The 22,880-nt window shown below is 70.7% G+C and carries 24 protein-coding genes; 14 read left to right on the top strand and 10 right to left on the bottom strand.

Features of this window, described 5'->3' with window-relative positions:
• Positions 1–68 precede the first annotated feature (68 nt).
• From AB0C01_RS15685 to AB0C01_RS15670, 4 genes are all read left to right on the top strand, one after another.
• Positions 69–1,862 carry an HD domain-containing protein gene (locus AB0C01_RS15685; protein ID WP_357245210.1) on the top strand — a complete coding sequence of 598 codons (1,794 nt, stop codon included), beginning with the start codon at positions 69–71 and terminating at the stop codon, positions 1,860–1,862.
• A gap of 53 nt (positions 1,863–1,915) precedes the next feature.
• Positions 1,916–2,458, top strand: a complete 543-nt coding sequence (locus AB0C01_RS15680) for an NUDIX domain-containing protein (protein ID WP_357245131.1) — start codon at positions 1,916–1,918, stop codon at positions 2,456–2,458.
• On the top strand, positions 2,455–3,324 hold the full coding sequence (locus AB0C01_RS15675; protein ID WP_357571458.1) for a sugar phosphate nucleotidyltransferase: 870 nt from the start codon (positions 2,455–2,457) through the stop codon (positions 3,322–3,324). The genes AB0C01_RS15680 and AB0C01_RS15675 overlap by 4 nt, the downstream gene beginning before the upstream one ends.
• Before the next feature lie 96 nt (positions 3,325–3,420).
• Complete coding sequence (locus AB0C01_RS15670) at positions 3,421–3,708, top strand: Lrp/AsnC ligand binding domain-containing protein (protein WP_357571457.1); 288 nt, start codon at positions 3,421–3,423, stop codon at positions 3,706–3,708.
• A gap of 62 nt (positions 3,709–3,770) precedes the next feature.
• On the opposite strand, the gene AB0C01_RS15665 is transcribed toward AB0C01_RS15670, so the two are convergent.
• The 5 genes from AB0C01_RS15665 to AB0C01_RS15645 all read right to left on the bottom strand — a co-directional run bounded on the left by AB0C01_RS15665 (position 3,771) and on the right by AB0C01_RS15645 (position 8,940).
• Entirely contained in the window at positions 3,771–4,457 is a 687-nt protein-coding gene (locus tag AB0C01_RS15665; protein ID WP_357571456.1) for a DUF4142 domain-containing protein, read from the bottom strand.
• Positions 4,458–4,649: 192 nt separating this feature from the next.
• The gene (locus AB0C01_RS15660; RefSeq protein ID WP_357571455.1) at positions 4,650–6,281 is read right to left on the bottom strand and encodes a cytochrome b N-terminal domain-containing protein; all 1,632 of its coding nucleotides are present in this window, start codon (positions 6,279–6,281) and stop codon (positions 4,650–4,652) included.
• Positions 6,278–7,366: a Rieske 2Fe-2S domain-containing protein gene (locus AB0C01_RS15655; protein ID WP_357245123.1), complete on the bottom strand. Its 1,089-nt coding sequence runs from the start codon at positions 7,364–7,366 to the stop codon at positions 6,278–6,280. Before AB0C01_RS15655 ends, AB0C01_RS15660 begins: the two co-directional genes overlap by 4 nt.
• Positions 7,367–7,430: 64 nt before the next feature.
• A complete protein-coding gene (locus AB0C01_RS15650) occupies positions 7,431–8,270 on the bottom strand; it encodes a cytochrome c (protein ID WP_357245121.1) in 840 nt (279 codons plus the stop codon).
• 70 nt (positions 8,271–8,340) lie between these two features.
• The gene (locus AB0C01_RS15645) at positions 8,341–8,940 is read right to left on the bottom strand and encodes a heme-copper oxidase subunit III (RefSeq protein WP_357245119.1); all 600 of its coding nucleotides are present in this window, start codon (positions 8,938–8,940) and stop codon (positions 8,341–8,343) included.
• A gap of 99 nt (positions 8,941–9,039) precedes the next feature.
• On the opposite strand from AB0C01_RS15645, the gene AB0C01_RS15640 reads away from it, so the two are divergent.
• From AB0C01_RS15640 to AB0C01_RS15625, 4 genes are all read left to right on the top strand, one after another.
• Complete coding sequence (locus tag AB0C01_RS15640; protein ID WP_357245208.1) at positions 9,040–9,969, top strand: cytochrome c oxidase assembly protein; 930 nt, start codon at positions 9,040–9,042, stop codon at positions 9,967–9,969.
• A gap of 108 nt (positions 9,970–10,077) precedes the next feature.
• The gene (locus AB0C01_RS15635) at positions 10,078–10,473 is read left to right on the top strand and encodes a hypothetical protein (RefSeq protein ID WP_145779657.1); all 396 of its coding nucleotides are present in this window, start codon (positions 10,078–10,080) and stop codon (positions 10,471–10,473) included.
• A 90-nt stretch (positions 10,474–10,563) separates the two neighbouring features.
• Positions 10,564–11,625 (top strand): anthranilate phosphoribosyltransferase, encoded by a 1,062-nt coding sequence (trpD, locus tag AB0C01_RS15630; protein ID WP_357571454.1) that lies wholly within the window; start codon positions 10,564–10,566, stop codon positions 11,623–11,625.
• Between the two features lie 210 nt (positions 11,626–11,835).
• A complete protein-coding gene (locus AB0C01_RS15625; RefSeq protein WP_357245115.1) occupies positions 11,836–12,042 on the top strand; it encodes a hypothetical protein in 207 nt (68 codons plus the stop codon).
• 200 nt (positions 12,043–12,242) lie between these two features.
• Here AB0C01_RS15625 and AB0C01_RS15620 read toward each other — a convergent pair whose 3' ends face one another.
• Positions 12,243–12,668, bottom strand: coding sequence for a cytochrome c oxidase subunit 4 (locus AB0C01_RS15620; RefSeq protein WP_357245113.1), 426 nt, complete (start codon positions 12,666–12,668; stop codon positions 12,243–12,245).
• Between the two features lie 9 nt (positions 12,669–12,677).
• The gene (gene coxB / locus AB0C01_RS15615; protein WP_357245111.1) at positions 12,678–13,649 is read right to left on the bottom strand and encodes a cytochrome c oxidase subunit II; all 972 of its coding nucleotides are present in this window, start codon (positions 13,647–13,649) and stop codon (positions 12,678–12,680) included.
• Positions 13,650–13,940: 291 nt separating this feature from the next.
• Here coxB and AB0C01_RS15610 point away from each other — a divergent pair, with 291 nt between their 5' ends.
• Both AB0C01_RS15610 and AB0C01_RS15605 read left to right on the top strand, forming a co-directional pair.
• Positions 13,941–15,092 carry an aminotransferase class V-fold PLP-dependent enzyme gene (locus tag AB0C01_RS15610; RefSeq protein ID WP_357571453.1) on the top strand — a complete coding sequence of 384 codons (1,152 nt, stop codon included), beginning with the start codon at positions 13,941–13,943 and terminating at the stop codon, positions 15,090–15,092.
• A complete protein-coding gene (locus AB0C01_RS15605) occupies positions 15,089–15,322 on the top strand; it encodes a sulfurtransferase TusA family protein (protein ID WP_357245108.1) in 234 nt (77 codons plus the stop codon). Before AB0C01_RS15610 ends, AB0C01_RS15605 begins: the two co-directional genes overlap by 4 nt.
• Before the next feature lie 106 nt (positions 15,323–15,428).
• On the opposite strand, the gene AB0C01_RS15600 is transcribed toward AB0C01_RS15605, so the two are convergent.
• The 3 genes from AB0C01_RS15600 to AB0C01_RS15590 form a co-directional block, all read right to left on the bottom strand.
• Entirely contained in the window at positions 15,429–16,409 is a 981-nt protein-coding gene (locus AB0C01_RS15600; RefSeq protein ID WP_357245106.1) for a carbohydrate kinase family protein, read from the bottom strand.
• A gap of 182 nt (positions 16,410–16,591) precedes the next feature.
• Positions 16,592–16,960 carry an iron-sulfur cluster insertion protein ErpA gene (gene erpA / locus AB0C01_RS15595; protein ID WP_357245104.1) on the bottom strand — a complete coding sequence of 123 codons (369 nt, stop codon included), beginning with the start codon at positions 16,958–16,960 and terminating at the stop codon, positions 16,592–16,594.
• Positions 16,961–17,129: 169 nt separating this feature from the next.
• Complete coding sequence (locus AB0C01_RS15590) at positions 17,130–18,269, bottom strand: glycerate kinase (RefSeq protein WP_357571452.1); 1,140 nt, start codon at positions 18,267–18,269, stop codon at positions 17,130–17,132.
• 68 nt (positions 18,270–18,337) lie between these two features.
• On the opposite strand from AB0C01_RS15590, the gene nadA reads away from it, so the two are divergent.
• The 4 genes from nadA to AB0C01_RS15570 all read left to right on the top strand — a co-directional run bounded on the left by nadA (position 18,338) and on the right by AB0C01_RS15570 (position 22,604).
• Complete coding sequence (gene nadA / locus AB0C01_RS15585) at positions 18,338–19,537, top strand: quinolinate synthase NadA (RefSeq protein WP_357571451.1); 1,200 nt, start codon at positions 18,338–18,340, stop codon at positions 19,535–19,537.
• Positions 19,538–19,750: 213 nt separating this feature from the next.
• The gene (murA, locus tag AB0C01_RS15580; protein ID WP_357245098.1) at positions 19,751–21,106 is read left to right on the top strand and encodes a UDP-N-acetylglucosamine 1-carboxyvinyltransferase; all 1,356 of its coding nucleotides are present in this window, start codon (positions 19,751–19,753) and stop codon (positions 21,104–21,106) included.
• 113 nt (positions 21,107–21,219) lie between these two features.
• Positions 21,220–21,813, top strand: coding sequence for a DUF3043 domain-containing protein (locus AB0C01_RS15575; protein WP_357245096.1), 594 nt, complete (start codon positions 21,220–21,222; stop codon positions 21,811–21,813).
• Between the two features lie 230 nt (positions 21,814–22,043).
• Positions 22,044–22,604 carry an XRE family transcriptional regulator gene (locus AB0C01_RS15570; RefSeq protein WP_357245094.1) on the top strand — a complete coding sequence of 187 codons (561 nt, stop codon included), beginning with the start codon at positions 22,044–22,046 and terminating at the stop codon, positions 22,602–22,604.
• The last annotated feature ends 276 nt before the right edge of the window (positions 22,605–22,880 follow it).

Below are 22,880 nucleotides of genomic sequence, written 5' to 3'. Positions count from 1 at the left end.
CCGATTCGTGGGCCTGCTCCCGCCGCCGGGTTCCGGCGTCGCGGAGCCGGGGTGAGGAGGTGTCCCTCGTGGACGTCGACGCCGGACACGGCGCCGCCCTGGGGGGCGCCCTGCCGACACAGCCGGGTGAGCTGCCGCTCGCCCGCCGGCTGCGGTCGTTGCTCAGCTGGCCGACCACCGACTCCGACCCGGTCACCCAACTGGTGCGCACCCACCGGGGCATCCACGCCGGCACCGATCCCGCGGTGCTGCGACGTGCGTACACGATCGCGGAAAACATGCACCGCGGGCAGTTCCGCAAGAGCGGTGAGCCGTACATCACCCATCCTCTCGCGGTGGCGCAGATCTGCGCGGAGCTGGGGATGGACACCACCACTCTGGTCGCGGCGCTGCTGCACGACACCGTGGAGGACACCCGCTACACCCTCCAGGCGCTTTCCGAGGACTTCGGCGGCGAGGTGGCCCACCTGGTCGACGGGGTGACCAAGTTCGACAAGGCGTTCTACGGCAAGGCCGCCGAGGCGGAGACGATCCGCAAGATGATCGTGGCGGCCGCCAAGGACGTCCGCGTGTTGATCATCAAGCTGGCGGACCGGCTGCACAACATGCGCACCCTCGGGGTGCGCTCGGCGTCGTCGCGGGAGCGCATCGCCCGCAAGACCCAGGAGGTGCTGGTCCCGCTCTGTGACCGGCTGGGCATCCAGACCCTCAAGCGCGAGCTGGACGACGTGGTGCTGCTGCACCTGGAGCCGGACGAGCACGCCCGGCTGGCCCGGCACGTGCACGACCGGCCGGGCTGGGACGCCTACCTCGACGCCGTGGTCACCCGGACCAAGGTGGCGCTGAAGCGCAGCCGGGTCGACGCCGAGGTGAGCCCGCGCCCCCGGCACCTCTACTCGATCTGGAAGGACACCATCGCCGGCGGCCACACCGCCCCGTTCGACCTGCCCCGCATCGTGGTGGTGGTCGACGGCCCGGCCACCGACTGCTACGCCGCGCTGGGCGCGATCCACGGCACCTGGCGACCCATCCCCGGGCGTTTCAAGGACTTCATCGCCTCGCCGAAGAACAACCTCTACCGTTCGCTGCACACCAGCGTCCGCGGCCCCCAGGACCGTACGGTGGAGGTGTTGATCCGCAACCAGGAGATGCACCGCTCCGCCGAGTACGGCATCGCCGCCGACTTCCGCTTCCCCCGCTCGGGGAGCAGCAGCGCCGCGGCCCGCGCCGAGCAGTTGGACTGGCTGCGCCGGGTGCTCGACTGGGAGCCGGACGCGGCCGACCCGGCGCAGTTCCTCGAGTCGTTGCGCTGCGACCTCGCCGAGGGCCAGATCCAGGTCTTCGCCGAGGGTCGGCAGGTCGTGCTGCCGGGCGGCGCCACCCCGGTCGACCTCGCGTACGAACTGGGCAACGAGCGGGGCGACCACTGTCTCGCGGCGCGGATCAACGGTCGGCTGGCCCCGCTGAGTTCGGAGCTGGACGAGGGCGACGTGGTGGAGATCTTCACCGAGAACGACGGCGACAACGGGTTCGAGGCCGGGGTCGCCTCGCGTGGCCCCCGGCGGGAGTGGTTGAGCTTCGTCAAGTCGCCACACGCCCAGATGCAGATCAACAGGTGGTTCGCCGAGCACACCGAGCCGGGCATCACGATCAGCGACAAGGTCCGTCTGGGTCGGGCGACCATCGGGCTCACCCTGCGTCAGCACAACCGGGGTCTCGCCAGCGACCTGCCGCTGTTGCGCCTCTCGGAGGAGTTGGGCTATCCCGACCTGGAGACCCTGCTGGTCGCGGTCTTCGACCGGGTGATCGAACCGGACACCGTGGTACGCCAGCTCATCGACCTGGTCGACCATCGACAGTGACCGGGACCGGCCCAGCGCGTCCGAGGAACATTCGTGACCACTAGCCTGGAGTCATGATCCCCCGTTCCCGCGCCACCGGTCGGGCCATCTTCTACCAGGCTTTCTACCGGCTGCCGCTGCCGGTGCGCCGGCGCCTGGTCAAGCTGGCGATGCCGAAGTACATCGTCGGTGCGGTCACCCTGGTCCGCGATTCCGAGGCACCGGGCGCAGGACGGCTGCTCATGCTGCGCCAGCCGCCCGGCAAGGGCTGGTCACTGCCCGCCGGCCTTCTGGACCGCGGCGAGGCCCCGGTGGTGGGCGCGGCGCGCGAGCTGTTCGAGGAGTCCGGCGTCCGACTCCCCCCGTCCCGGCTCCGTCCGGCGGTGCCGAACGCGATCGTGCACGCCAAGGGCTGGGTGGACGTGGTCTTCGAGGCGGAGGTGCCGGCGTCCGGCACCGAGCTGGCGGTCGACGGCGCGGAGGTCTTCGAGGCCGCGTGGCACCCGCTGGACGACCTGCCCAAGCTGACCTGGCCGACGGCCCGGCTGCTCGCCTACTACGACATCGGGCCGCTGGCCGGGCAGTTCCCGCCCCCGATCCCCGACGACCTGCCGTGACCGGGACGGCGTCCGTGCCGGCGGAGCTGTGCGCGCTGGTGCTCGCCGCCGGTGCGGGCACCCGGTTGCGTCCGCTCACCGAACGGGTGCCCAAGGCGCTCTGCCCGGTGGGCAACGTCCCGCTGCTGGATCGGGCGTTGGCCCGGGTCGCGGGGCTCGGCCTGGTCGGCCCCGCCCGGGTCGCGGTGAACGCCTGCTATCTCGGTGACCAGGTGGTCGCGCACGTCGGCGACCGCGCCCACCTGTCCGTCGAGCCGGGCGAGCCACTGGGCACCGCGGGTGGCGTGGCCAACCTGCGGGACTGGATCGGCGGGCGGCCGGTGCTGGTCGGCAACGCCGACGCGTACCTCGCCGACCCGGCCGCCGCGCCGGGCCCGGACGTGGCCGCCCTGCTCGACGGGTGGGACGGGCACACCGTACGCCTGCTCGGTCAGCCCGCCGCGGACCCGGCGGCGCCGGGCACCTTCGCCGGGCACAACTTCACCGGCTTCTCGCTGCTGCCCTGGCGGCTCGTCCGCGATCTGCCTGTCGTCTTCTCCGACCTGGTCCGCGCCCTCTGGCGCCCGGCGGAGGCGGCGGGCGCGCTGGAGGTGGTGCCCTACCCGGGCACCTTCTACGACACGGGCACCCCCGCCGACTACCTGGCCGCCAACCTGCACGCCGCGAATGGCGGCACCCTCGTCGACAGGTCCGCCACGGTGACCGGTGGCTGCGTGGAGTCGGTGGTCGGCGCGGGCGCACGGGTGGACGGTGACGTGTTCCGCAGCGTGGTGTGGCCGGGCGCGACCGTTCGCGACGGCGAACGGCTTCAGGACGCGATCCGGGCCGGGAACGACCTGACCGTGGCCGCCACCGCTCACGCCTGAGCCGAGTCCGGCGCGGGCCGGCGGGCACACCCGGTCTCCGAGCCGCCGGGGAGCATCTAGCATGGGCGACGACGCCGACGAACGGAGAAATGTCCCGTGATCACCGCCATCGTGCTGATCGACTGTGCCACCGACGCGATCCCCGAGGTGGCGGAGACCCTGGCCAGCCTCTCCGGTGTCAGCGAGGTCTACTCGGTGGCCGGGCACGTCGACCTCATCGCCATCGTCCGGGTCCGCGAGTTCGACCAGATCGCCCAGGTCATCGCGGGCAGCATCTCCAAGGTGCCGGGCGTGCTCAACACCAAGTCGCACATCGCGTTCCGGGCGTACTCCCAGCACGACCTGGAGGAGGCGTTCGCGATCGGCCTCTCCAGCGCCGACTGACCACCGCACACACGGCGGCCGGTCCACCCGCAGGGGTGGACCGGCCGTCTGCTGTCGCTACGTCAGCTCACGCTGGGAGCCGGCGTTTCGGTGGTGCCCGGAGCCGGGGCCTCGGTGCTGCCGCCACCCGGAGCCGGGGACTCGGTGCCGGTGCCACCCGGAGCCGGGGACTCGGTGCCAGTGCCACCCGGGCTGGGTGTACCGCTGGCGCTGGTCTGCGGAACCGGGATGCCCAGCTTGTTGGCGAGCTGCACCAGCTCGTCATAGTGCGCCTGCAGCGTCGGCAGGGCCGTCTGGGCCAACTGGACCACCGACTGCTCGGAGCCCTGCGAGATCTCCGTCTGGGTGGCCTGGATGGCCTGGACGTGGCCGGCCAGCTCACTTGTCACCCAGAGCCGGTCGAACTCCGCCCCGCTGGCGTTGTTCAGCTTGTCGATGACCGCCTGCTGATCGGCACTGGGCTCGTTCGGCAGTTCCACCCCGAGCTGGGACGCGGTCTGCTGCACCGTCTGGTCCAGCTGGGTGTGGTCGGTCTTCAGCATCGCGCCCAGGTCCTTGACCCCCTGGTCCTGACCCTTCTGCTGGGCCAGGTCACCGGCGGTGATCTCGAACAGGTTGACCTGGTGTACCGCCTGCAGGTACTGGGTGTCCTGCGTCGACGGCTGTGCCGCGGCCTGCGCGGCCGCAGCCGGCGCGACACCGACAAGTACCAGCGCGGCCAACAGGCCGAGGCGTTTGATACCCAACATGCTTCCCCCCCTTGAGACGTTGGACCGCACGGATACCCGGCTCACCGGGGTTATTCCTGCGATCGCCCGTCGCGCGGGGTCGACCGGTCCGATCAGGGCCGTCCGACTCCTGGTCGGATGGGCGGGGGGTACGGATACGACGGGGCGCCCGCCGGAATCCGGCGGGCGCCCCGTGACGGTGCGTCTGGGCGGTCAGCGGCGGCTGTCGCCGCTGGTGATCTCCTCGCGTTCCGGTCGGGGCTCGACCGGCGGGTGCCCCGGCGAGACCGGCGCCTCGACCGGCTTCTCGATCGGGTAGAAGAAGCCCCGGATGGCCGGGCCGAGTGCCCCGAGCCGGTTCATCTTCTTCGGCACGACCCAGCCGACGTACTCCAGCTCGCCGTGACCGTCCGCGTGCCCGTTCGACGCGCTGAGCGGCTGGTGCACCTCGACGAACCGACCGTCCGGCATGCGCCGGATGATGCCGGTCTCCACGCCGTGCGCCAGCACCTCCCGGTCGTGCTGCTGCAGGCCCAGGCAGAGCCGGTACGTCACGTAGTACGCCAGCGGCGGAACCACCAGCAGACCGATCCGGCCGGCCCAGGTCATCGCGTTCAAGCTGATCTGGAACTTGTCGGCGATCACGTCGTTGCCGCCGGAGAGCGTCAGCACGACGTAGAACGAGACGGCCATGGCGCCGACCGCGGTCCGCGCCGGAGCGTCCCGGGGGCGCTGGAGCAGGTTGTGGTTCTTGCGGTCCTTGAGCTGTCGAGCTTCCAGGAACGGGTACATCGTCGACAGGCCCACCAGGATGCCGGGCAGCACGACAGTCGGCCAGAACAGCGGCGGAATCACGTACCCGTCGCCGAGCGGGATGTTGATCTCCCAGGCCGGCATGAGTCGGGTCGAGCCGTCGAGGAACATGACGTACCAGTCGGGCTGGCTGGCGGCGGAGACCACCCACGCCTCGTACGGGCCGAACAACCAGATCGGGTTGATCTGGAACAGACCGCCCATCAGCGCGATGACGCCGAAGACGACCATGAAGAAGCCGCCCTGCTTCAGCGCGTACCGCGGGAACATCCGCTCGCCGACCACGTTGTTGTTGGTCCGGCCGGGGCCGGGCCACTGGGTGTGCTTCTGCTTGAAGACCAGGCCGAGGTGGACGCTGATCAGCGCCAGCAGCAGACCCGGGATGAGCAGCACGTGGGCGATGAAGAACCGGCTGATGATGATCGTGCCCGGGAACTCGCCACCGAAGATCGACGAGGTGACCCAGGTGCCGATCACCGGGATGGAGAGCATGATCGCCGAGGCGATCCGCAGACCGGTGCCGGACAGGCCGTCGTCCGGCAGCGAGTAGCCGGTGAAGCCGGCCAGGAAGCCGACCCAGAACAGCAGCGAACCGATGATCCAGTTGGTCTCGCGCGGCTTGCGGAAGGCGCCGGTGAAGAAGACCCGCAGCATGTGCACGACGATCGCGGCCATGAACAGCAGCGCCGCCCAGTGGTGCATCTGCCGCATCACCAGACCACCGCGGACGTCGAACGACAGGTCCAGGCTCGAGGCGTACGCGGCGGACATCGGCGTGCCCTGCAACGGCGCGTAGCTGCCGTTGTAGACCACCTCGGTCATCGCCGGCTCGTAGAAGAAGGTGAGGAACACACCGGTCAGCAGCAGCACGATGAACGAGAACAGCGCGATCTCGCCGAGCAGGAAGGACCAGTGGTCCGGGAAGACCTTGTTCAGCAGCTTGCGCAGCGGGGTGGCCACCTGGAAGCGGTCGTCCACTCCCACGGCAGCCTTGCCCGGCGTCGCCGCCAGGTCAAACTTTCGACGCTTCATGGCCGCTCCCAGAAATCAGGCCCGACGGTCTCAGTGTAGTCGGACTTCGCCACGAAGAAGCCCTCGGAATCCACCTCGATCGGCAGCTGCGGCAGCCGCCGGCTGGCAGGGCCGAAGACCGGCTTGGCGTTGTTGGTGATCAGGAACTGGGACTGGTGGCACGGGCAGAGCAGCCGGTTGGTCTGCTGCTCGTAGAGGCTGGCCGGGCAGCCGGCGTGCGTGCAGATCTTGGAGAAGGCCGCGTAGTTGCCCCACATGTAGTCGCCGTGGCCGATCCTCTCGTTGGCCTGACGCGACTCCTGCGCGTCGGAGTCCCGGAGGTGGATCAGCAGCGTCGGGGAGTCGGCGTGGGTGTTGCTCACCCCGTGCTCGATGCCGGGGAAGACCGTCACCTGGCCACCGACGCTGACGTCTGCCGGGCGCACCGGCCGGCCGTCCTCGCGCACCAGGCGGATCGGCTCGCCGCCGTCGGCCGAGGCGAACCCGGTGGTGAACATCTGGTTCTTCTTGTGCGGCTGGGAGATCAGACCACCGACCAGCGGCGCCGCCGCGACCGCGGCGACCGGCGCGAGGCCGGCCAGCAACGAGATGCCGAGCAGTGGACGACGCTTCACACCCAACTCGTCGGCCATGTAGAGCATGGTCTGGCCGGTGATGGTGCGGCCTTCGGAGTCCACCTGCCCCTCGTGCCGGTCCTGGATCGAGACCTCCTTGGGCAGCAACTTCTTGCCCCAGGTCAGGATGCCGAAGCCGACGGCGAGCAGGGCGATGCCGAGGGTGGCGCCCAGCAGCGGCGTGTACCACTTGTCGCCGCCACGGCCCGCCTCGTACTGCCACGGCCACCAGATGTAGATGGCCAGGAACGCGGTCGCGGCCAGGCCGGTGATCAGGAAGAACCCGGCGACCACGCGGGTCAGCCGACGTTCCGCCTTGGTGCCCGGCAGCACCTGCGGCTCGTAGTGGACGATCTCGATGTCGTCCCGACGCGCGCCCTCGCGAACGACGTCGAAACGGGTCAGCTTGGGGTCGTTCACGTCGAGCGGCTCCTGGCCCTGCGGGGCCTGGTGCTCGGTGTGGGTGCTCATGCCGTCACCTCGCTACGGGTGGCGCCGAGCGGCGCCACAGCACTGAATCGGATGATCCGCTCGGTCACGACTTGCCCGCAATCCACAGGCTGGCGAAGACGAGCGCCACGATGCCGATCAGGAAGATCGCCAGACCCTCGGTGGAGGGGCCGTACCGCCCGAGGTTGAAGCCGCCCGGGTCCTGGTCGTGCTTCAGCGTCTCCTGGATGTAGGCGATGATGTTCGCCTTCTGCTCCGGAGTGATCTGGTTGTCACCGAACACCGGCATGTTCTGCGGGCCGCTCAGCATCGCCGCGTAGATCTGCCGGTCGGTCGCCGGGTGCAGGCTCGGGGCGAACTTGCCCGAGGAGAGCGCACCGCCGCCGCCGCCGAAGGCGTGGCACTGGGAGCAGTTGATCCGGAACAGTTCGCCACCGGCGGCGACGTTGCCGTTCTCGTGGAGGTTCTCCTCGGTGCCCGGCACGACCGGACCGCCGCCGAGTTCCTGGATGTACTGGCCGAGCTGGGTGACCTGGTCCGGAGTGAAGACCGGGGGCTTGCGGTGCGCCTGGGCCTCCTGGCGGGCCAGCGGCATCCGCCCGGAGCTGACCTGGAACTCGACCGAGGCCGCGCCGACGCCGATCAGGCTCGGACCGCGGCCCTCCACGCCCTGGGCGTTACGGCCGTGACAGGTCACACAGCTCACGTCGAACAGCGCCTTGCCCTCGGCGGCGGCGCCGGTCAGCTGCGGATTGTCCTGCGCCTGGGCACCGGGAGCGAAGACGGTGTAGGCGCCGCCGGCGAGCATCAGCGCGGCGATCAGCCGGACCGCGGCGCCCAGCCGGCGGCGGCCCCTGCTGCGCGCGGCGGGCCGCTCACGCAACCGCGCGAGCAGACCGCGTCGGCGGTCGTTGTCAGAAGTCATGAGCGGTGTCCTTAACCGGTTGGACCTGTCTCAGGGGACGGAGCAGCAGCACGGATCGTGACGCGCAAGATCACTGAAGCCAGTAGATCATGCCGTACAGGCCGATCCACACGACGTCGACGAAGTGCCAGTAGTACGACACGACGATCGCCGAGGTCGCCTGCGCCGGAGTGAACCGGCCCATGGTCGTACGGACCATGAAGATGATGAAGGCGATCAGACCGCCGGTCACGTGCAGGCCGTGGAAGCCGGTGGTCAGGTAGAACACCGACCCGTACCCGTCTCCGTTGATCTTGATGCCGTCCTCGACCAGGTGCCGGTACTCGTTCAGCTGGCCGAGCACGAAGATCAGGCCCATCACGAAGGTGACGGTGAACCAGCGCCGCAGCGCGTGCACGTCGCCCTTCTCCGCCGCGAAGACGCCGAGCTGGCAGGTCACGGAGGACAGCACCAGGATCACCGTGAAGGTGGTCGCGTACGGGATGTTCAGCGCCTCGGTGTGCTTCTCCCACTGCTCCGGCGCAGCCGCGCGGATCGAGAAGTACATCGCGAACAACGCCGCGAAGAACATGAGTTCACTGGAGAGCCACACGATCGTCCCGACGCTGACCATGTTCGGTCGGGTCAGAGAGTGGATCCGGCTCTTGTCAATGGCTGGGGCCGCAGTCACGCCGTCATTATTGCCCCTGACCGGGGCCGCCCATCAGCGGGGTGGCAAACCTGCGCCTTCCGTGGCCCGACCGACGGGGTCCGGTTCGCCTGGCCTAGCCTGAAAAGCGTGCTGCACGTCGATTCGATCTTAGCCGCCACCTCGGCCCCGCCGCCGTTCACCGTCGGCGCGGTGCTGACCGAGACCCGGCTGGACAGCTGGCTGGCCCTCGGCCTGGTGCTCGCCGCCGGCCTGTACCTCTACGGGGTGTACCGGCTGCGCCTGCGGGGCGACCGCTGGCCGGTCGCCCGTACCGTGTTCTTCCTCGGCCCCGGGCTGGGCGGCATCGCGCTGGTCACGGTCAGCGGGCTGCACGCCTACGACACCGCGCTGCTGTCCGTGCACATGATCCAGCACATGGTGCTGTCCATGGTGGCGCCGATCTTCCTGGCGCTGGGTGCGCCGATGACCCTGGCCCTGCGCACCCTGCCGGTCGGGCCGCGCAAGCGCCTGCTGGCGATCGTGCACAGCCGCGTCGCCCGGGTCTACAGCTTCCCGCTGGTGGCGTTCGCCATCTTCGTGGTCAACCCGTTCGTGTTGTACTTCAGTGATCTGTACCGCTTCACCCTCGAACACGCCTGGGCGCACGAGCTGGTGCACGCGCACTTCATCATGACCGGCTGCGTGTTCTTCTGGCCGCTGCTCGGCCTCGACCCGCTGCCCGGCCGCTGGCCGTACCCGGCGCGTGCGCTCCTGATGCTGCTGTCGGTGCCGTTCCACACGGTGCTCGGCCTCACCATCATGCAGAGCACCACGCTCTTCGGCGGCGACTGGTACCCGTCGCTCAACCTGAGCTGGTCCGACCCCAAGGCGGACCAGGTGGTCGCCGGCGGCATCCTCTGGGCCGGTGGTGAGTTCGTCAGTGTGACCATGCTCGCGGTGCTGGTGGTGCAGTGGGTCAAGCAGTCCGAACGGGAGGCCCGCCGGGTCGACCGCGAGCTGGACCGCCAGGAGGCCCGCGAGCGCGCCGCCGACGCCGCGCCCGCCTGAGCTGCCCGGACGGTACGCCCGACGGGTGCCGCCGGGCGGGATGTCGGCTACGTCACGTCGACCGGTACGATCGGCGGGCAGCTACGAGGTTGGAAGCGGAGTGCCGGCATGAGCGATCGTCTTTGCACCGTCCTGCTCTACAGCGACGACCCGCAGGTCCGTGATCGGATGCGGATGGCCGTCGGCACCCGGCCCGCGCCCGGTCTGCAGATCGAGTTCGTCGACGCGTCGACCTACGCCGAGACCATCCGGCTGGTCGACGACTACGAGATCGACCTGCTGCTGCTCGACGGTGAGGCGAGCCCGGGTGGCGGCATCGGCATCGCCCGCCAGATCAAGGACGACCGGGACGACGCTCCTCCGACCTGCCTGGTGATCGCCCGCGCCGCCGACCGATGGCTCGCCGCGTACGCCGAGGTCGACGCCACGCTCGTGCACCCGCTCGACCCGGTGACCACCGGCGGTACGGTGGCCGAGCTGCTGCGGACGCACGCACCCGCCTGACGTCTCCCAGCTGTCCGGCACCGTCGCGGCGCCGGATCCGCCGGCGCCCGTTCCAGCCCACCCGCACTTCGCACGCTCGGGAGGCCCGCCATGGGCGATCGGACCTGGCCGCACCTGCTCAGCTCGCTGCTGCACGGCGAGGAGCTGTCCACCGCCGACACCGCGTGGGCGATGGACGAGATCATGACCGGTTCGGCGAGCGCGGCGCGGATCGCGGGCTTCGCGATCGCGCTGCGGGCCAAGGGTGAGACCCCGGCTGAGCTGGCCGGTCTCGTCGAGGCGATGTTGGGTCGCGCCGTGCCGGTGGTGCTTCCCGAGGAGGTGCGCCGCACCGCGCTCGACGTCGTCGGCACCGGCGGTGACCTCGCCCACACGGTCAACATCTCCACGATGACCGCGCTCGTGGTCGCGGGCACGGGCGTACGCGTGGTGAAGCACGGCAACCGGGCCGCCTCCTCCCTCTGCGGCACGGCCGACCTGCTGGAGTTCCTCGGCATCCCGCTGGATCTCGGCCCCGAACAGGTGGCCCGCTGCGTCGAGGAGGCGGGCATCGGGTTCTGCTTCGCGGCCCGACACCACCCCGGCATGCGGCATGCCGGCCCGGTCCGCCGTGAGGTGGGAGTGCCCACCTTCTTCAACTTCCTCGGCCCGCTGACCAACCCGGCCCGCCCCCGTGCCGGCGCGGTCGGCTGCTTCGACGCCCGGATGGCCCCGGTGATGGCGAGTGTCTTCGCCGCCCGCGGCGACTCGGTGATCGTGATGCGCGGCGAGGACGGCCTGGACGAGTTCACGACGGCCGCACCGACCCGCGTCTGGGTGGCCCAGGACGGCGCCGTACGCGAGGCCGTGCTGGACGCGACGGACCTGGGGGTACCCCGGTCCACCCTGCAGGACCTGCGGGGCGGTGACGCCGCGTACAACGCCGGTGTGGCCCGTCGCCTGCTGGCCGGTGAGACGGGTCCGGTCCGGGACGCGGTGCTGGTCAACGCCGCCGCGGCGCTGGCCACCCAGGGTCCGCTCGACGGCGACCTGACCGAGGCGCTTCGCGGGGGCATGAGCCGCGCGGCCGATTCGATCGACTCCGGCGCGGCCGCCGCGACCCTGGACCGCTGGATCAAGACCGCCGCCGCCCTCGGGCCGGCGCCCGTCTGATCGGTGCTGTCCGGCAGCCCTGGACACCCCGACCGCAATGATTTCGAGTTGATCATGCGGCAGCGGCGAGCCTGCGTTGGCCTCCCGGGCGGCACCCGGCGGAGATTTGTCGGACCCGGGTGGAAAACTACAGGCGAGTACTTCTCCGCTTCCGTTGTGCGTCGTTGTCGCATCCGGGGGTGGTTCACCTGGAGTGAGAAGGAGACACCCGTGTCGCACCGCGAGCTCTACTGCGATGTCTGCCAGGACGTGACGCCGTTCGAGATGCCGCCCTGCGTCGACGGCCACGACACCGACTGTCCCGAGCTGATCTGCACCGGCTGCGGCGTCGCCGTGGTGATCGCCACGTTCACCTTTCCGGTCACCCGGCTGGCTGAGCGCCGACGCCACCAGCCCACCCACCGCCACGCCGCCTGACACTCACCACCCAGCACCGGCACCACACCACCGGCACCGCCCCGCACCCGCGCCGCAGCACCCAGACCGCACGCACCTGGGCACCGGCGCGCGCCACGACCAAGGCGCCATGACGAGCGCCCCCACGACGAAGGCCCGCGCTCCCAGTGGGAGGCGGGCCTTCGTGGCGTACGGGTCGGTCGCGACGACGACCGGGTGGATCAGTGCTCGGCGGTGCGCCGGGTGCCGCTGTAGTACTCGAACAGCAGCCCGCAGGCGGAGAAGATGACCGCCAACAGACCGGCACCGATCAGCCAGAACTGCCAGAACACCATGCCGAGCGCGGCGATCGCGGCGGCCAGCGCCAGACCGAACGGCCAGTAGCTGCCCGGGCTGAAGAAGCCGACCTCACCGGCGCCGTCGGCGATCTCGGCGTCCGGACGGTCCTCGGGCCGCAGGTCGATGCGGCGGGAGACGAACCAGAAGAAGCCGCCGCACATCGAGCAGAGCAGGAACGACAGCAGCAGGGCCACGGTGCCCACCCACTCGATGCCACCGGACGCACCGTTGGTCCAGGCGCCGTAGAGGATGGTGGCACCGAAGAGGAACCCGGCGATGATCAGGAAGATACGCCACTCGGTCTTCATGCGGCTGCCTCAGCTTCCCGTGCGGGCCGGAACTTTGTCCGGGTTGAAGTTGTCCTGCGTCCGCCGGGTGTCGAACGGCTGCGTGGTCTCCGCGTACGGCTGCTCACCGATCTGGGTCAGCGCGTCCTGGGTCGACTTGCCGCTCTGCTTGGCAGCCAGGAACTGGTCGTACTTCTCCGGCGAGACCACCCGCAGTTCGAAGTTCATGAACGCGTGGTAGCTGCCGCACAGTTCGGCGCAGCGTCCGACGTAGGCGCCCTCGGCGTCCAGGCTGGACACCTCGAACACGTTGCGGATCTTGCCCGGCATGACGTCCCGCTTGAACAGCAACTCCGGCACCCAGAACGAGTGGATGACGTCGCGGCTGGTCTCCTCGAAGCGGATGGACCGGCCGGTCGGAAGCACCAGCACCGGGATGACCTCGCTGGTGCCGAGCGTCGACGCGGTGGTGCGAGCTTCCGTGCCCTGGCCGTCGCGGTAGTTGAACTGCCAGTTCCACTTGAAGGCGACGACCTCGACCGTGACGTCCGGGTTCTTCGACAACTTGTCGACGTCGGTCTGCACGATCGCCGTGTAGTAGAAGAGCACGGAGACGATCAGGATCGGCGCGATGGTGTAGAGGAACTCCATCGGCAGGTTGTAGCGGGTCTGCACCGGCAGCGCGTTGCCACGCTTGCGGTAGCGCACGACGCACCAGAAGATCAGGCCCCACACGAAGACGCCGACCGCGAGCGCGGCGATGCAGGAGGCGATCCACAGGTCGTACATCCGCTTGGACTCCGGCGAGATGCCGCCCTGCGGCCAACCGAAGCCGTCAAACGCCTGGCCCACATCACAGCCCGTGAGCAGGATCAGCAGCGCCACGCCACTGAGACCGAGCCCGGCCAACCGACCAGCACCACGCCCCCGGCGTCCACCGACCCCTGGCGAAGCGCTGTGCCGTACGGCCGACGGCCGTACCTCCGAACTCCTTGCGACCACCTGGTCCTGCCTCCCTAGCGCGCCGCGGTGCGTCTTTCCTCAGCACCGGCGGCAAAGGCGTCACCGACGGTCGCAGATTACTCGACCATGACGGGCTCGGCCGTGGTGGGGTCACTGTCCACCCCCCATTGGGGGGATGATGGGCATACCGCCGCGATACCGTGTCGATCTGTGAGCGCGAGGAGTGAGCCGGGTTTGCGAGCCCCGCAGTCGCGAACAAACGGCGGATCTGTGAGCGCGAGGAGTGAGCCGGGGTTGCGAGCCCCGCAGTCGCGAACAAGAGGCGGATCTGTGAGCGCATCCCCGGTCTACCTGGACGCGGCGACCGCCGCGCCGATGCATCCGGTCGCGCGGCAGGCGCTGCTGGCGGCCTTCGACGACGGCTGGGCCGACCCGGGCAAGCTCTACGCCCAGGCCCGCCGGGCACGACAACTGCTCGACGCCGCCCGCGAGGCCACCGCGCTGACGCTCGGCGTCCGCCCGGACGAGGTGTCCTTCACCCCCAGCGGTACGACCGCGGCCCACGGCGCGGTGCTCGGCGGCCTGGCGGCCCGGCACCGGGTCGGGTCGACGCTCGTGCACTCCGCGATCGAGCATTCGGCGGTGTTGCACGCGGCGGAGCGACACGTGGCGGCGGGCGGGACCGCGACCGGCGTGCCGGTCGACCGGTTGGGCCGGTTGGACCTGGCAGCGTGGTCGGCCGCCGTTCGCGCGCCCGGAGTCGCGCTGGCCGCGCTGATCACTGCCAGTCACGAGGTGGGGACCGTGCAACCGGTCACCGAGGCGGCTGCCGCCTGCGCCGAGGTGGGGGTGCCGCTCTACGTGGACGCCGCGCAGTCGGTCGGCCGGGTGCCCCTGCCGGCCGGCTGGTCGGTGCTCAGCGCGAGCGCCCACAAGTGGGGCGGCCCTCCCGGGGTGGGGCTGTTGGCGGTGCGCAAGGGCACCCGCTGGGAGTCACCCTGGCCGGCCGACGAGCGGGAGGGTGGTCGTACCCCCGGGGTGGTGAACCTGCCGGCGGTGGTGGCGGCGGCGGCGAGCCTGCGCGCGGCGGCGGCGGACGCGGCGGCCGAGGCGACCCGGCTGGCCGCGCTCGTGGATCGGATCCGGGCGCGGGTGGCGGTGGAGGTGCCCGACGTGGAGGTGGTCGGCGACCCGGTGCTCCGACTCCCCCACCTGGTCACCTTCTCGTGCCTCTACGTCGACGGTGAGGCGCTGCTGCACGCGCTGGACCGGCGGGGCTTCGCCGTGTCGTCCGGTTCGTCGTGCACGTCGTCCACGTTGCGGCCGTCGCACGTGCTGGAGGCGATGGGGGTGCTCTCGCACGGCAACGTGCGCGTCAGCCTGCATCGGGAGACGACCGACGCGGACGTCGAACGGTTCCTCGGCGAGTTGCCCGGGATCGTCGCCGAGTTGCGCGCCGAGGCGGGGGTGGTGGGGCTGTGACGATGCCGGACGAGGTGATCGACTGTCGGGGACAGCGGTGCCCGCTGCCCGTGATCGCGGCGGCCCGACGGTTGCCGCAGGTGCCGGTGCGCACGGTGGTCCGGGTGCTCGCGGACGACCCGGCGGCGGCGGTCGACATTCCCGCCTGGTGCCGGATGCGCGGCCACGAGTATCTGGGAGCCGTCAACGGCCCCGAAGGCCCGGCCTACGACGTCCGCCGCCTCCACTGACGCACCCGTCCGCCCCCGCGATCTTGCACTTTCTGCCCCGACAAAGGGCGCAGAAGTCGCGATCCGGCGACACAAAGTGCAAGATCGGCGAGGGTGGGGGGTTGGGTCAGGCCGGGAGCAGGTGGGGGCGGACCTCTTCTGCTGCCTCGTCGCCGTAGGACTCGGCCAGGCGCTTGACGAACAGGTCGCGGCGGACGTCGTACTCCTGGGTCCCGACGGTCTCCAGGACGAGCGTGGCCAGCAGCGAGCCGACCTGGGCGGCCCGCTCCAGCCCGACCCCCCAGGACAGCGCGGTGAAGAACCCGGCCCGGAAGCCGTCGCCCACCCCGGTCGGGTCGACCGCCCGGATCTCCCGCGCGATCGGTACGTGGATCGGGTCGATGCCCCGCCCGGCGATCTCCACACCGTGCTTGCCCAGCGTGGTGACCCGGACCTTGACCAGGTCCAGCAGTTGGTCGTCGCTCAGCTTCGCCTTGCTCTGCAACAGCGACTTCTCGTAGTCGTTGGTCATCAGGTAGTCGGCGCCTTCGATGAGCGCCACGACGTCCTCGCCGGGCATCCGGGCGAGCTGCTGCGACGGGTCGGCGGCGAACGCGTACCCGCGGGTGCGGCACTCGGCCGAGTGCCGCAGCATCGCCTCGGGGTCGTTGGCACCGACCAGCACCAGGTCCAGTCCGCCGACCCGGTCGGCGACCGGAGCGAGCTCGATGTTGCGGGCCTCGCTCATCGCACCTGCGTAGAACGACGCGATCTGGCACATGTCGGTGTCGGTGGTGCAGACGAAGCGGGAGGTGTGCGCCACCTCGCTGACGTGCACGGAGTCGCAGTCGACGCCGTGGCGCTCCAGCCAGGAGCGGTAATCGGCGAAGTCCGCGCCCACCGCGCCGAGCAGCACCGGGCGCAGGCCCAGCTGGCCCATGCCGAAGGAGATGTTCGCGGCCACTCCGCCGCGACGGAGCACCAGATCGTCCACCAGGAAGGAGAGCGACACCTTGTGCAGCTGATCGGCGATCAGCTGGTCGGCGAAGCGACCGGGGAAGCTCATCAGGTGATCGGTGGCGATCGAGCCGGTCACGGCGATCTTCATGTCAACCCTCGGGGTCGGGAGCAGGGCGCGGTCAGCCTACCGGCCCGGCCATCCGGCGGCGTCCGCGTCCCGTCGGTCGGACATCGGTGACCGGTCGTCACCAGCTCCGGGACCGCTCCCGGCCAGCACGCGGCGGGGCCGCCCCGAAGGACGGCCCCGCCAGTGCTGCTGTGTGGTGTGACTCAGTTGAACGAGTCACCGCAGGCGCACGAGTTGCCCGCGTTGGGGTTGTCGATGGTGAAGCCCTGGGCGTCGATCCGGTCGGCGAAGTCGATCGTCGCGCCGGACAGGTACGGGGCGCTCATCCGGTCGACGACGACCCCGACACCGTCGAAGTCGGTGACGACATCACCGTCGAGCGAACGCTCGTCGAAGAAGAGCTGGTACCGCAGGCCGGAGCAGCCGCCCGGCTGCACGGCGACGCGGAGCCGCAGGTCGTCGCGGCCCTCCTGCTCGATCAGGGCCTTGACCTTCTGCGCTGCGACGTCGGTGAGGACGACGGAAGTAGGGGCCTTGGCCTCGGTCGACTCGGTCTGCGCTGGCGTGGTCACGTGGAAGTCTCCCTGCGCGGTGTGGGTCCGGACGCACTGGCCAACGCCGTGCGCCGTCCAGTCATTCCCGGTTGTGGTCCGCTTCCGATCCTACGCCGCCTCGGCCGGACCCACCCGCGTGGCGTGATCGCCGCCGCAGGTCGGCCCCGGTGGTGGGCGGTCGGCGGCCTCAGCGGCTCCACTGCCGGGCCAGCCGGGCGCCCAGCTCGTGCAGCCCCGCCGCGGGCCGGCTCAGGGCGGCGTCGAGCCCTCCGCGCTCCTCACCGCCGAACTGCTCGACCAGGCTGTACGCGTCGGTCACCCCGGCCGAGGCGGCCTCCCGCCGGCCGGTGCTCACCTGCCCGGCCACCACCACGCAGGGGACTCCCCGGTCGCGGGCGGCGCCGGCCACCCCGGCGACGACCTTGCCGCGCAGCGACTGGTGGTCGAACGACCCCTCACCGGTGATCACCAGGTCGACGCTGTCCAGCGCGGCGTCCAGTCGGGTGGCCTGGGTGACCAGGCCGATTCCCGACTCGCAGCCGCCGCCGAGGGCGAGGATGGCGGCGCCGATGCCACCGGCGGCCCCACCTCCGGGCACCGTGCCGAGCCCCGCCGGGCAGCCGGGCAGATCCCGCTCCAGCACCTCCGCGAAGCGCTCCAGCGCGGCGTCGAGCAGCAGCACGTCCGCGCGGTCGGCGCCCTTCTGCGGGCCGAACACGTTGCTCGCCCCGTGCAGGCCGAGCAGGGGGTTGTCCACGTCGGTGGCCGCGACCAGCCGAACGCCCCGCAGCCGGGGTACGCCGTCGAGGGCGTCGACCAGGGCCAACGCCGCCCCGCCGTACGGCAGCGCCGCGCCGCCCGGGTCCAGCGGGGTCAGGCCCAGCGCGGTGAGCATTCCGGCTCCCGCGTCGTTGGTGGCGGAGCCGCCCAGCCCGATCACCACGGTCCGCGCGCCGCTCTCCACCGCGGCGGCCACCAGCAGGCCCAGCCCGTACGAGGTGGTGGTCTTCGGGTCCCGTTCGGCGGCGCTGAGCAGGTGCAGCCCACACGCCTGCGCGCTCTCCAGATAGGCGGTCGCGCCGTCGGTGGTGAGGAGGATCTCACCGGCGGCCGGCCGGCCCAGCGGGTCGACGGTCGCCACCGGCACCCGCCGGCCACCGAGGGCTCCGGCGAGCACCTCCACGAAGCCGGGCCCACCGTCGGCGAGCGGCCGGATCAGCAGCTCGTCGCGGTCGGTGACGGTGCGCCAGCCGTCGGCCACCGCGGCGGCCACCTCCGGTGCGGACAGGGTGCCGGCGAACTTGTCCGGGCAGAGCAGCACGCGCATGCCGAGCAGTGTGGCAGCCCACACCGAGCGGAGCTGCGGCGCGCTCGTGCTGTGGGACCATGGGCTACGTGACTTCGACCTGGCTGGAACCCTCCAACACCGCGACGGCTCTGCTGCTGCTCGGCCGGGGCAGCGACCCCGACACCGAGCGCGGCGTCGAGTGTCCGGGCGACCTTCCGGCGCCCAGTGACCCGGATCTGGTGGCCCGCGCCACGGCCGCGAAGGCGAAGCTGGGCAGCAAGGTCTTCGTGCTGGGGCACCACTACCAGCGCGACGAGGTGATCCAGTTCGCCGACGTGACAGGCGACTCGTTCAAGCTGGCCCGGGAGGCCGCGGCCCGTCCGGACGCGGAGTACATCGTGTTCTGCGGCGTGCACTTCATGGCCGAGAGCGCCGACATCCTCACCACCGACGCCCAGCGGGTGATCCTGCCCGACCTCGCGGCCGGCTGCTCGATGGCGGACATGGCGGTGCTGAATCAGGTCGAGGCCGCCTGGGACACACTCTCCGACCTGGGGATCGCCGGTGAGACCGTGCCGGTGACGTACATGAACTCGTCGGCCGACATCAAGGGCTTCGTCGGCCGCAACGGCGGCGTGGTCTGCACCTCGTCCAACGCCAAGCGCGCCCTGGACTGGGCGTTCGAGCAGGGGTCGAAGGTGCTCTTCCTGCCCGATCAGCACCTGGGCCGCAACACGGCGGTGCTGGAGATGGGCCTGTCGCTCGACGACTGCGTGCTCTACGACCCGCACAAGCCCGGTGGCGGGCTCACCCCGGAGCAGCTGCGCGACGCCAAGATGATCCTCTGGCGGGGGCACTGCTCGGTGCACGGCCGGTTCACCCTCGACAGCGTCAACGACGTCCGCGAGCGGGTGCCCGGGGTCAACGTCCTGGTCCACCCGGAGTGCCGGCACGAGGTGGTCACCGCCTCCGACTACGTGGGCTCGACCGAATACATCATCAAGACCATCGAGGCGGCTCCGGCCGGTTCGGCATGGGCGCTCGGCACCGAGCTGAACCTGGTCCGCCGGCTCGCGCTGGCGCACCCGGACAAGCAGATCATGTTCCTGGACAAGGCCGTCTGCTACTGCTCGACGATGAACCGGATCGATCTGCCGCACCTGGTCTGGGCCCTGGAGGAGCTGGTCGCGGGCCGGGTCGCCAACCAGATCACGGTGGACCCCGACACCGCGTACCACGCCCGGGTGGCACTGGACCAGATGCTCGCCCTGCCCGGCGCGGACACCCCACCACCCACGGCGCCCTGATCACGGTCAGTAGCGTTCTTGGTACGCAAAAGTGCCGGATCACCGATTAATGCCACACACGCCGATGTGACCGAGTCCTTTTTCGTCACCGAGGGCTATGCTGCCCGGAGCGACGACACAAGCGGGCCGTTTCGACATGGCCGCATCCGGGGTAGCGAGAAAGCTCAGGCGCCCCACCAATAACACTGCAGCACCGACGCGCTGGAGGTTGCGTTGACCGACGACGTCCTGGTCGTTCACGGAGGCACTCCGCTCGAAGGGCGGATCCGCGTGCGCGGCGCGAAGAACCTGGTCTCGAAGGCGATGGTCGCCGCGCTACTCGGCGACACCCCGAGCCGGCTGTTCGACGTGCCGAAGATCCGCGACGTCGAGGTGGTCCGAGGTCTGCTCGGTCTGCACGGCGTCAAGGTCACCGACGGCACCGAGGACGGCGAGCTCGTCTTCGATCCGGCGAACGTGGAGAGCGCCAGCACCGACCAGATCAACGTGCACGCCGGTTCCAGCCGGATCCCGATCCTGTTCTGCGGCCCGCTGCTGCACCGGCTCGGGCACGCGTTCATCCCGGACCTGGGCGGCTGCCACATCGGCCCGCGCCCGATCGACTTCCACCTCCAGGCGCTGCGCGAGTTCGGTGCCACGGTCGAGAAGCGGCCGGAGGGTCTGCACCTGTCCGCACCGAACGGGCTGCACGGCACGAAGTTCGCCCTGCCGTACCCGAGCGTCGGCGCCACCGAGCAGGTGCTGCTGACCGCGGTCATGGCCGAGGGCGTCACCGAGCTGCGTAACGCCGCGGTGGAGCCGGAGATCATCGACCTGATCTGCATCCTGCAGAAGATGGGCGCGATCATCAAGGTCCACACCGACCGGGTGATCGAGATCCAGGGTGTGCCGAAGCTGCACGGTTACACCCACCGGCCGATCCCGGACCGGATCGAGGCGGCGAGCTGGGCGGCCGCCGCCCTGGCCACCCGTGGTCACGTCGAGGTGCTCGGCGCGCAGCAGGCCGACATGATGACCTTCCTGAACATCTTCCGCTCGGTCGGCGGCGAGTACGAGGTCACCGACGCCCGTGCGCCGAAGCTGGGCGACCCGGGCCAGGAGGGCGGCATCCGCTTCTGGCACCCCGGTGGCGAGCTGAACGCGGTGGCGCTGGAGACCGACGTGCACCCCGGCTTCATGACCGACTGGCAGCAGCCGCTGGTCGTGGCGCTGACCCAGGCCCGCGGGCTGTCGATCGTCCACGAGACGGTCTACGAGCAGCGGCTGGGCTACACCGAGGCACTGAACTCGATGGGCGCCAACATCCAGGTCTACCGGGACTGCCTCGGTGGCACCCCGTGCCGCTTCGGCCGGCGCAACTTCAAGCACTCCGCGGTGATCGCCGGGCCGAGCAAGCTGCACGCCGCCGACCTGGTCATCCCGGACCTACGGGCCGGGTTCAGCCACCTGATCGCGGCACTCGCCGCCGAGGGCACCTCCCGGGTGTACGGCGTCGACCTGATCAACCGGGGCTACGAGGACTTCGAGGCGAAGCTCGCCGACCTGGGCGCGCACGCCGAGCGTCCGTAACCCGCTCACCCCGACGTTCGACCACGACGGCTCCAGGTCGCGCTGCGACCTGGAGCCGTCGGCCGTTGTACCGCGATGTGCACCGGGCGCGGACCGTTGGCTACCCTTGCCGCGTGCCGTCGCTCTTTCGCCGCAAGTCCACCGACCTCGTCGACGAGGCCGTCTCCTCGGTGACCCCCGAGGAGACCGCCGAGCGGTCCCGGGGTTACACCCCGGCCAAGGGTCGGGAGACGCCCAAGCGGCCGACCGTCGGTCGCCGCCCGGCCGGTCCCAGCCGCCCCCTCACCAAGGAGGAGGAGCGGGAACGTCGCCGCCAACTGCGCGCCGAGGCCGCGTCGGAGTTCCGCCGCGAGGGCGGCCCCCGCGACCGCGGCCCGGAGCGGCTGCTGGCCCGCAACGTGGTCGACTCACGGCGTACCGTCGGCACCTGGTTCTTCGGCGGTGCGTTCATCGTGCTGATCGGATCGAACGGGCAGATGCCGGCGCTGGTCCGGTTGATCTCCAACGTGCTCTGGGGCGTGCTGGCCCTGGGATTGATCATCGACTCGGTGCTGATCTGCCGCAAGATCGGCAAGTTGGTCCGGGAGCGCTTCCCGAAGACCGGCCAGCGGATGGGCTCGCTCTACCTCTACGCGGTCATGCGGTCCATCACCTTCCGACGGATGCGCGCCCCGGCCCCGCAGGTGAAGCTCGGCGACAAGGTCTGAGCCCGACTTCCACCCCCGCCCCACCATCGGCGAAACCGCTGTCCCCGGCACCCCCGACGGCAGCGGTTTCGCCGTAGCTGCGCTGGTCGACTGACGTTTGTGGGCGGGTCGGGGGCAAGCACGCCCGTGCGGCATCCGAGCGGGCGCTGTTCGTTGTACCGTACGCAGGGTTCACCCTGCTGGACAGGCTGCTGTTCGCCGCAACGAACGCCGAACCGAGGAGCGGACACATGCCTCCGGAACCGGCCGCCCCGTTGGCCACCATCGCCGCCGCCCTGCGCCGGGAGCGGGAACGCGTGGGCATCTCGCTGACCGAGCTCGCCCGCCGGGCGGGAGTGGCCAAATCCACCCTCTCCCAGTTGGAGTCGGGCACTGGCAACCCGAGCGTGGAGACACTCTGGGCGCTGGGCGTGGCGCTCGGCGTGCCGTTCAGCCGACTGGTGGAACCCGCCGACGACGCCGTCCGGGTGATCCGGGCCGGGGACGGCCCCCGGGTCCGCTCCGAGCAGGCCGACTTCGCCGGCACGCTGCTCAGCGCCGGGGCGGCGCACCTGCGCCGGGACCTCTACCTGATCGAGTTGGAGCCGGGAGCGGCCCGAACCGCGGACGGACACACCCCGCGCAGCATCGAACACGTGGTGGTCGCCGCCGGCCGGTTGCGGGTCGGCCCCGAGACGACCCCGATCGAGCTCGGACCCGGTGACTACGCGGCGTTTCCCGGCGACGCCCCGCACCGTTACGAGGCGCTCGCCTCCGGCACGTTCGCCGTCCTCATCCTCGAACATCCCTGACCGAAGGACGACGATCAGCCCGAGCCCGGCGGCCGTCGAATGCGGTAGGGTCGGAGACCAGGTCCGGTTATGGGACTAAATGCCGGAAACAGTACGGATAACGTTTGCCCTGTTTGCGGCACCACAGTGGCGGTGAGCGAGCCCACGCCGTTACCCTCCATCCGCAGCCACGGCCTGCCGGCGCGGGCGACCTGACCGGCACGCGAGGCCCCAGCACGACAATTTGCAACGAGGTGACAACGCCGTGAGCGAGCGGACGCGAGCCGGCCACCGGGG

This window comes from Micromonospora sp. NPDC048905, from assembly GCF_040649655.1.
Taxonomy (GTDB): Bacteria; Actinomycetota; Actinomycetes; order Mycobacteriales; family Micromonosporaceae; genus Micromonospora.
Note: the sequence above shows the minus strand (reverse complement) of the source record. Positions and strands in the feature narration are given on the sequence as shown.

Bases quoted from the DNA above. Each gene is read 5' to 3' on its own strand.
- AB0C01_RS15650 (WP_357245121.1), bottom strand. From the start codon at position 8,270: ATGACTTCTGACAACGACCGCCGACGCGGTCTGCTCGCGCGGTTGCGT.
- trpD (WP_357571454.1), top strand. From the start codon at position 10,564: ATGGGCGATCGGACCTGGCCGCACCTGCTCAGCTCGCTGCTGCACGGC.
- AB0C01_RS15620 (WP_357245113.1), bottom strand. From the start codon at position 12,668: ATGAAGACCGAGTGGCGTATCTTCCTGATCATCGCCGGGTTCCTCTTC.
- AB0C01_RS15655 (WP_357245123.1), bottom strand. From the start codon at position 7,366: ATGAGCACCCACACCGAGCACCAGGCCCCGCAGGGCCAGGAGCCGCTC.
- AB0C01_RS15665 (WP_357571456.1), bottom strand. From the start codon at position 4,457: ATGTTGGGTATCAAACGCCTCGGCCTGTTGGCCGCGCTGGTACTTGTC.
- AB0C01_RS15570 (WP_357245094.1), top strand. From the start codon at position 22,044: ATGCCTCCGGAACCGGCCGCCCCGTTGGCCACCATCGCCGCCGCCCTG.
- AB0C01_RS15680 (WP_357245131.1), top strand. From the start codon at position 1,916: ATGATCCCCCGTTCCCGCGCCACCGGTCGGGCCATCTTCTACCAGGCT.
- AB0C01_RS15600 (WP_357245106.1), bottom strand. From the start codon at position 16,409: ATGAAGATCGCCGTGACCGGCTCGATCGCCACCGATCACCTGATGAGC.
- AB0C01_RS15590 (WP_357571452.1), bottom strand. From the start codon at position 18,269: ATGCGCGTGCTGCTCTGCCCGGACAAGTTCGCCGGCACCCTGTCCGCA.
- AB0C01_RS15635 (WP_145779657.1), top strand. From the start codon at position 10,078: ATGAGCGATCGTCTTTGCACCGTCCTGCTCTACAGCGACGACCCGCAG.
- AB0C01_RS15660 (WP_357571455.1), bottom strand. From the start codon at position 6,281: ATGAAGCGTCGAAAGTTTGACCTGGCGGCGACGCCGGGCAAGGCTGCC.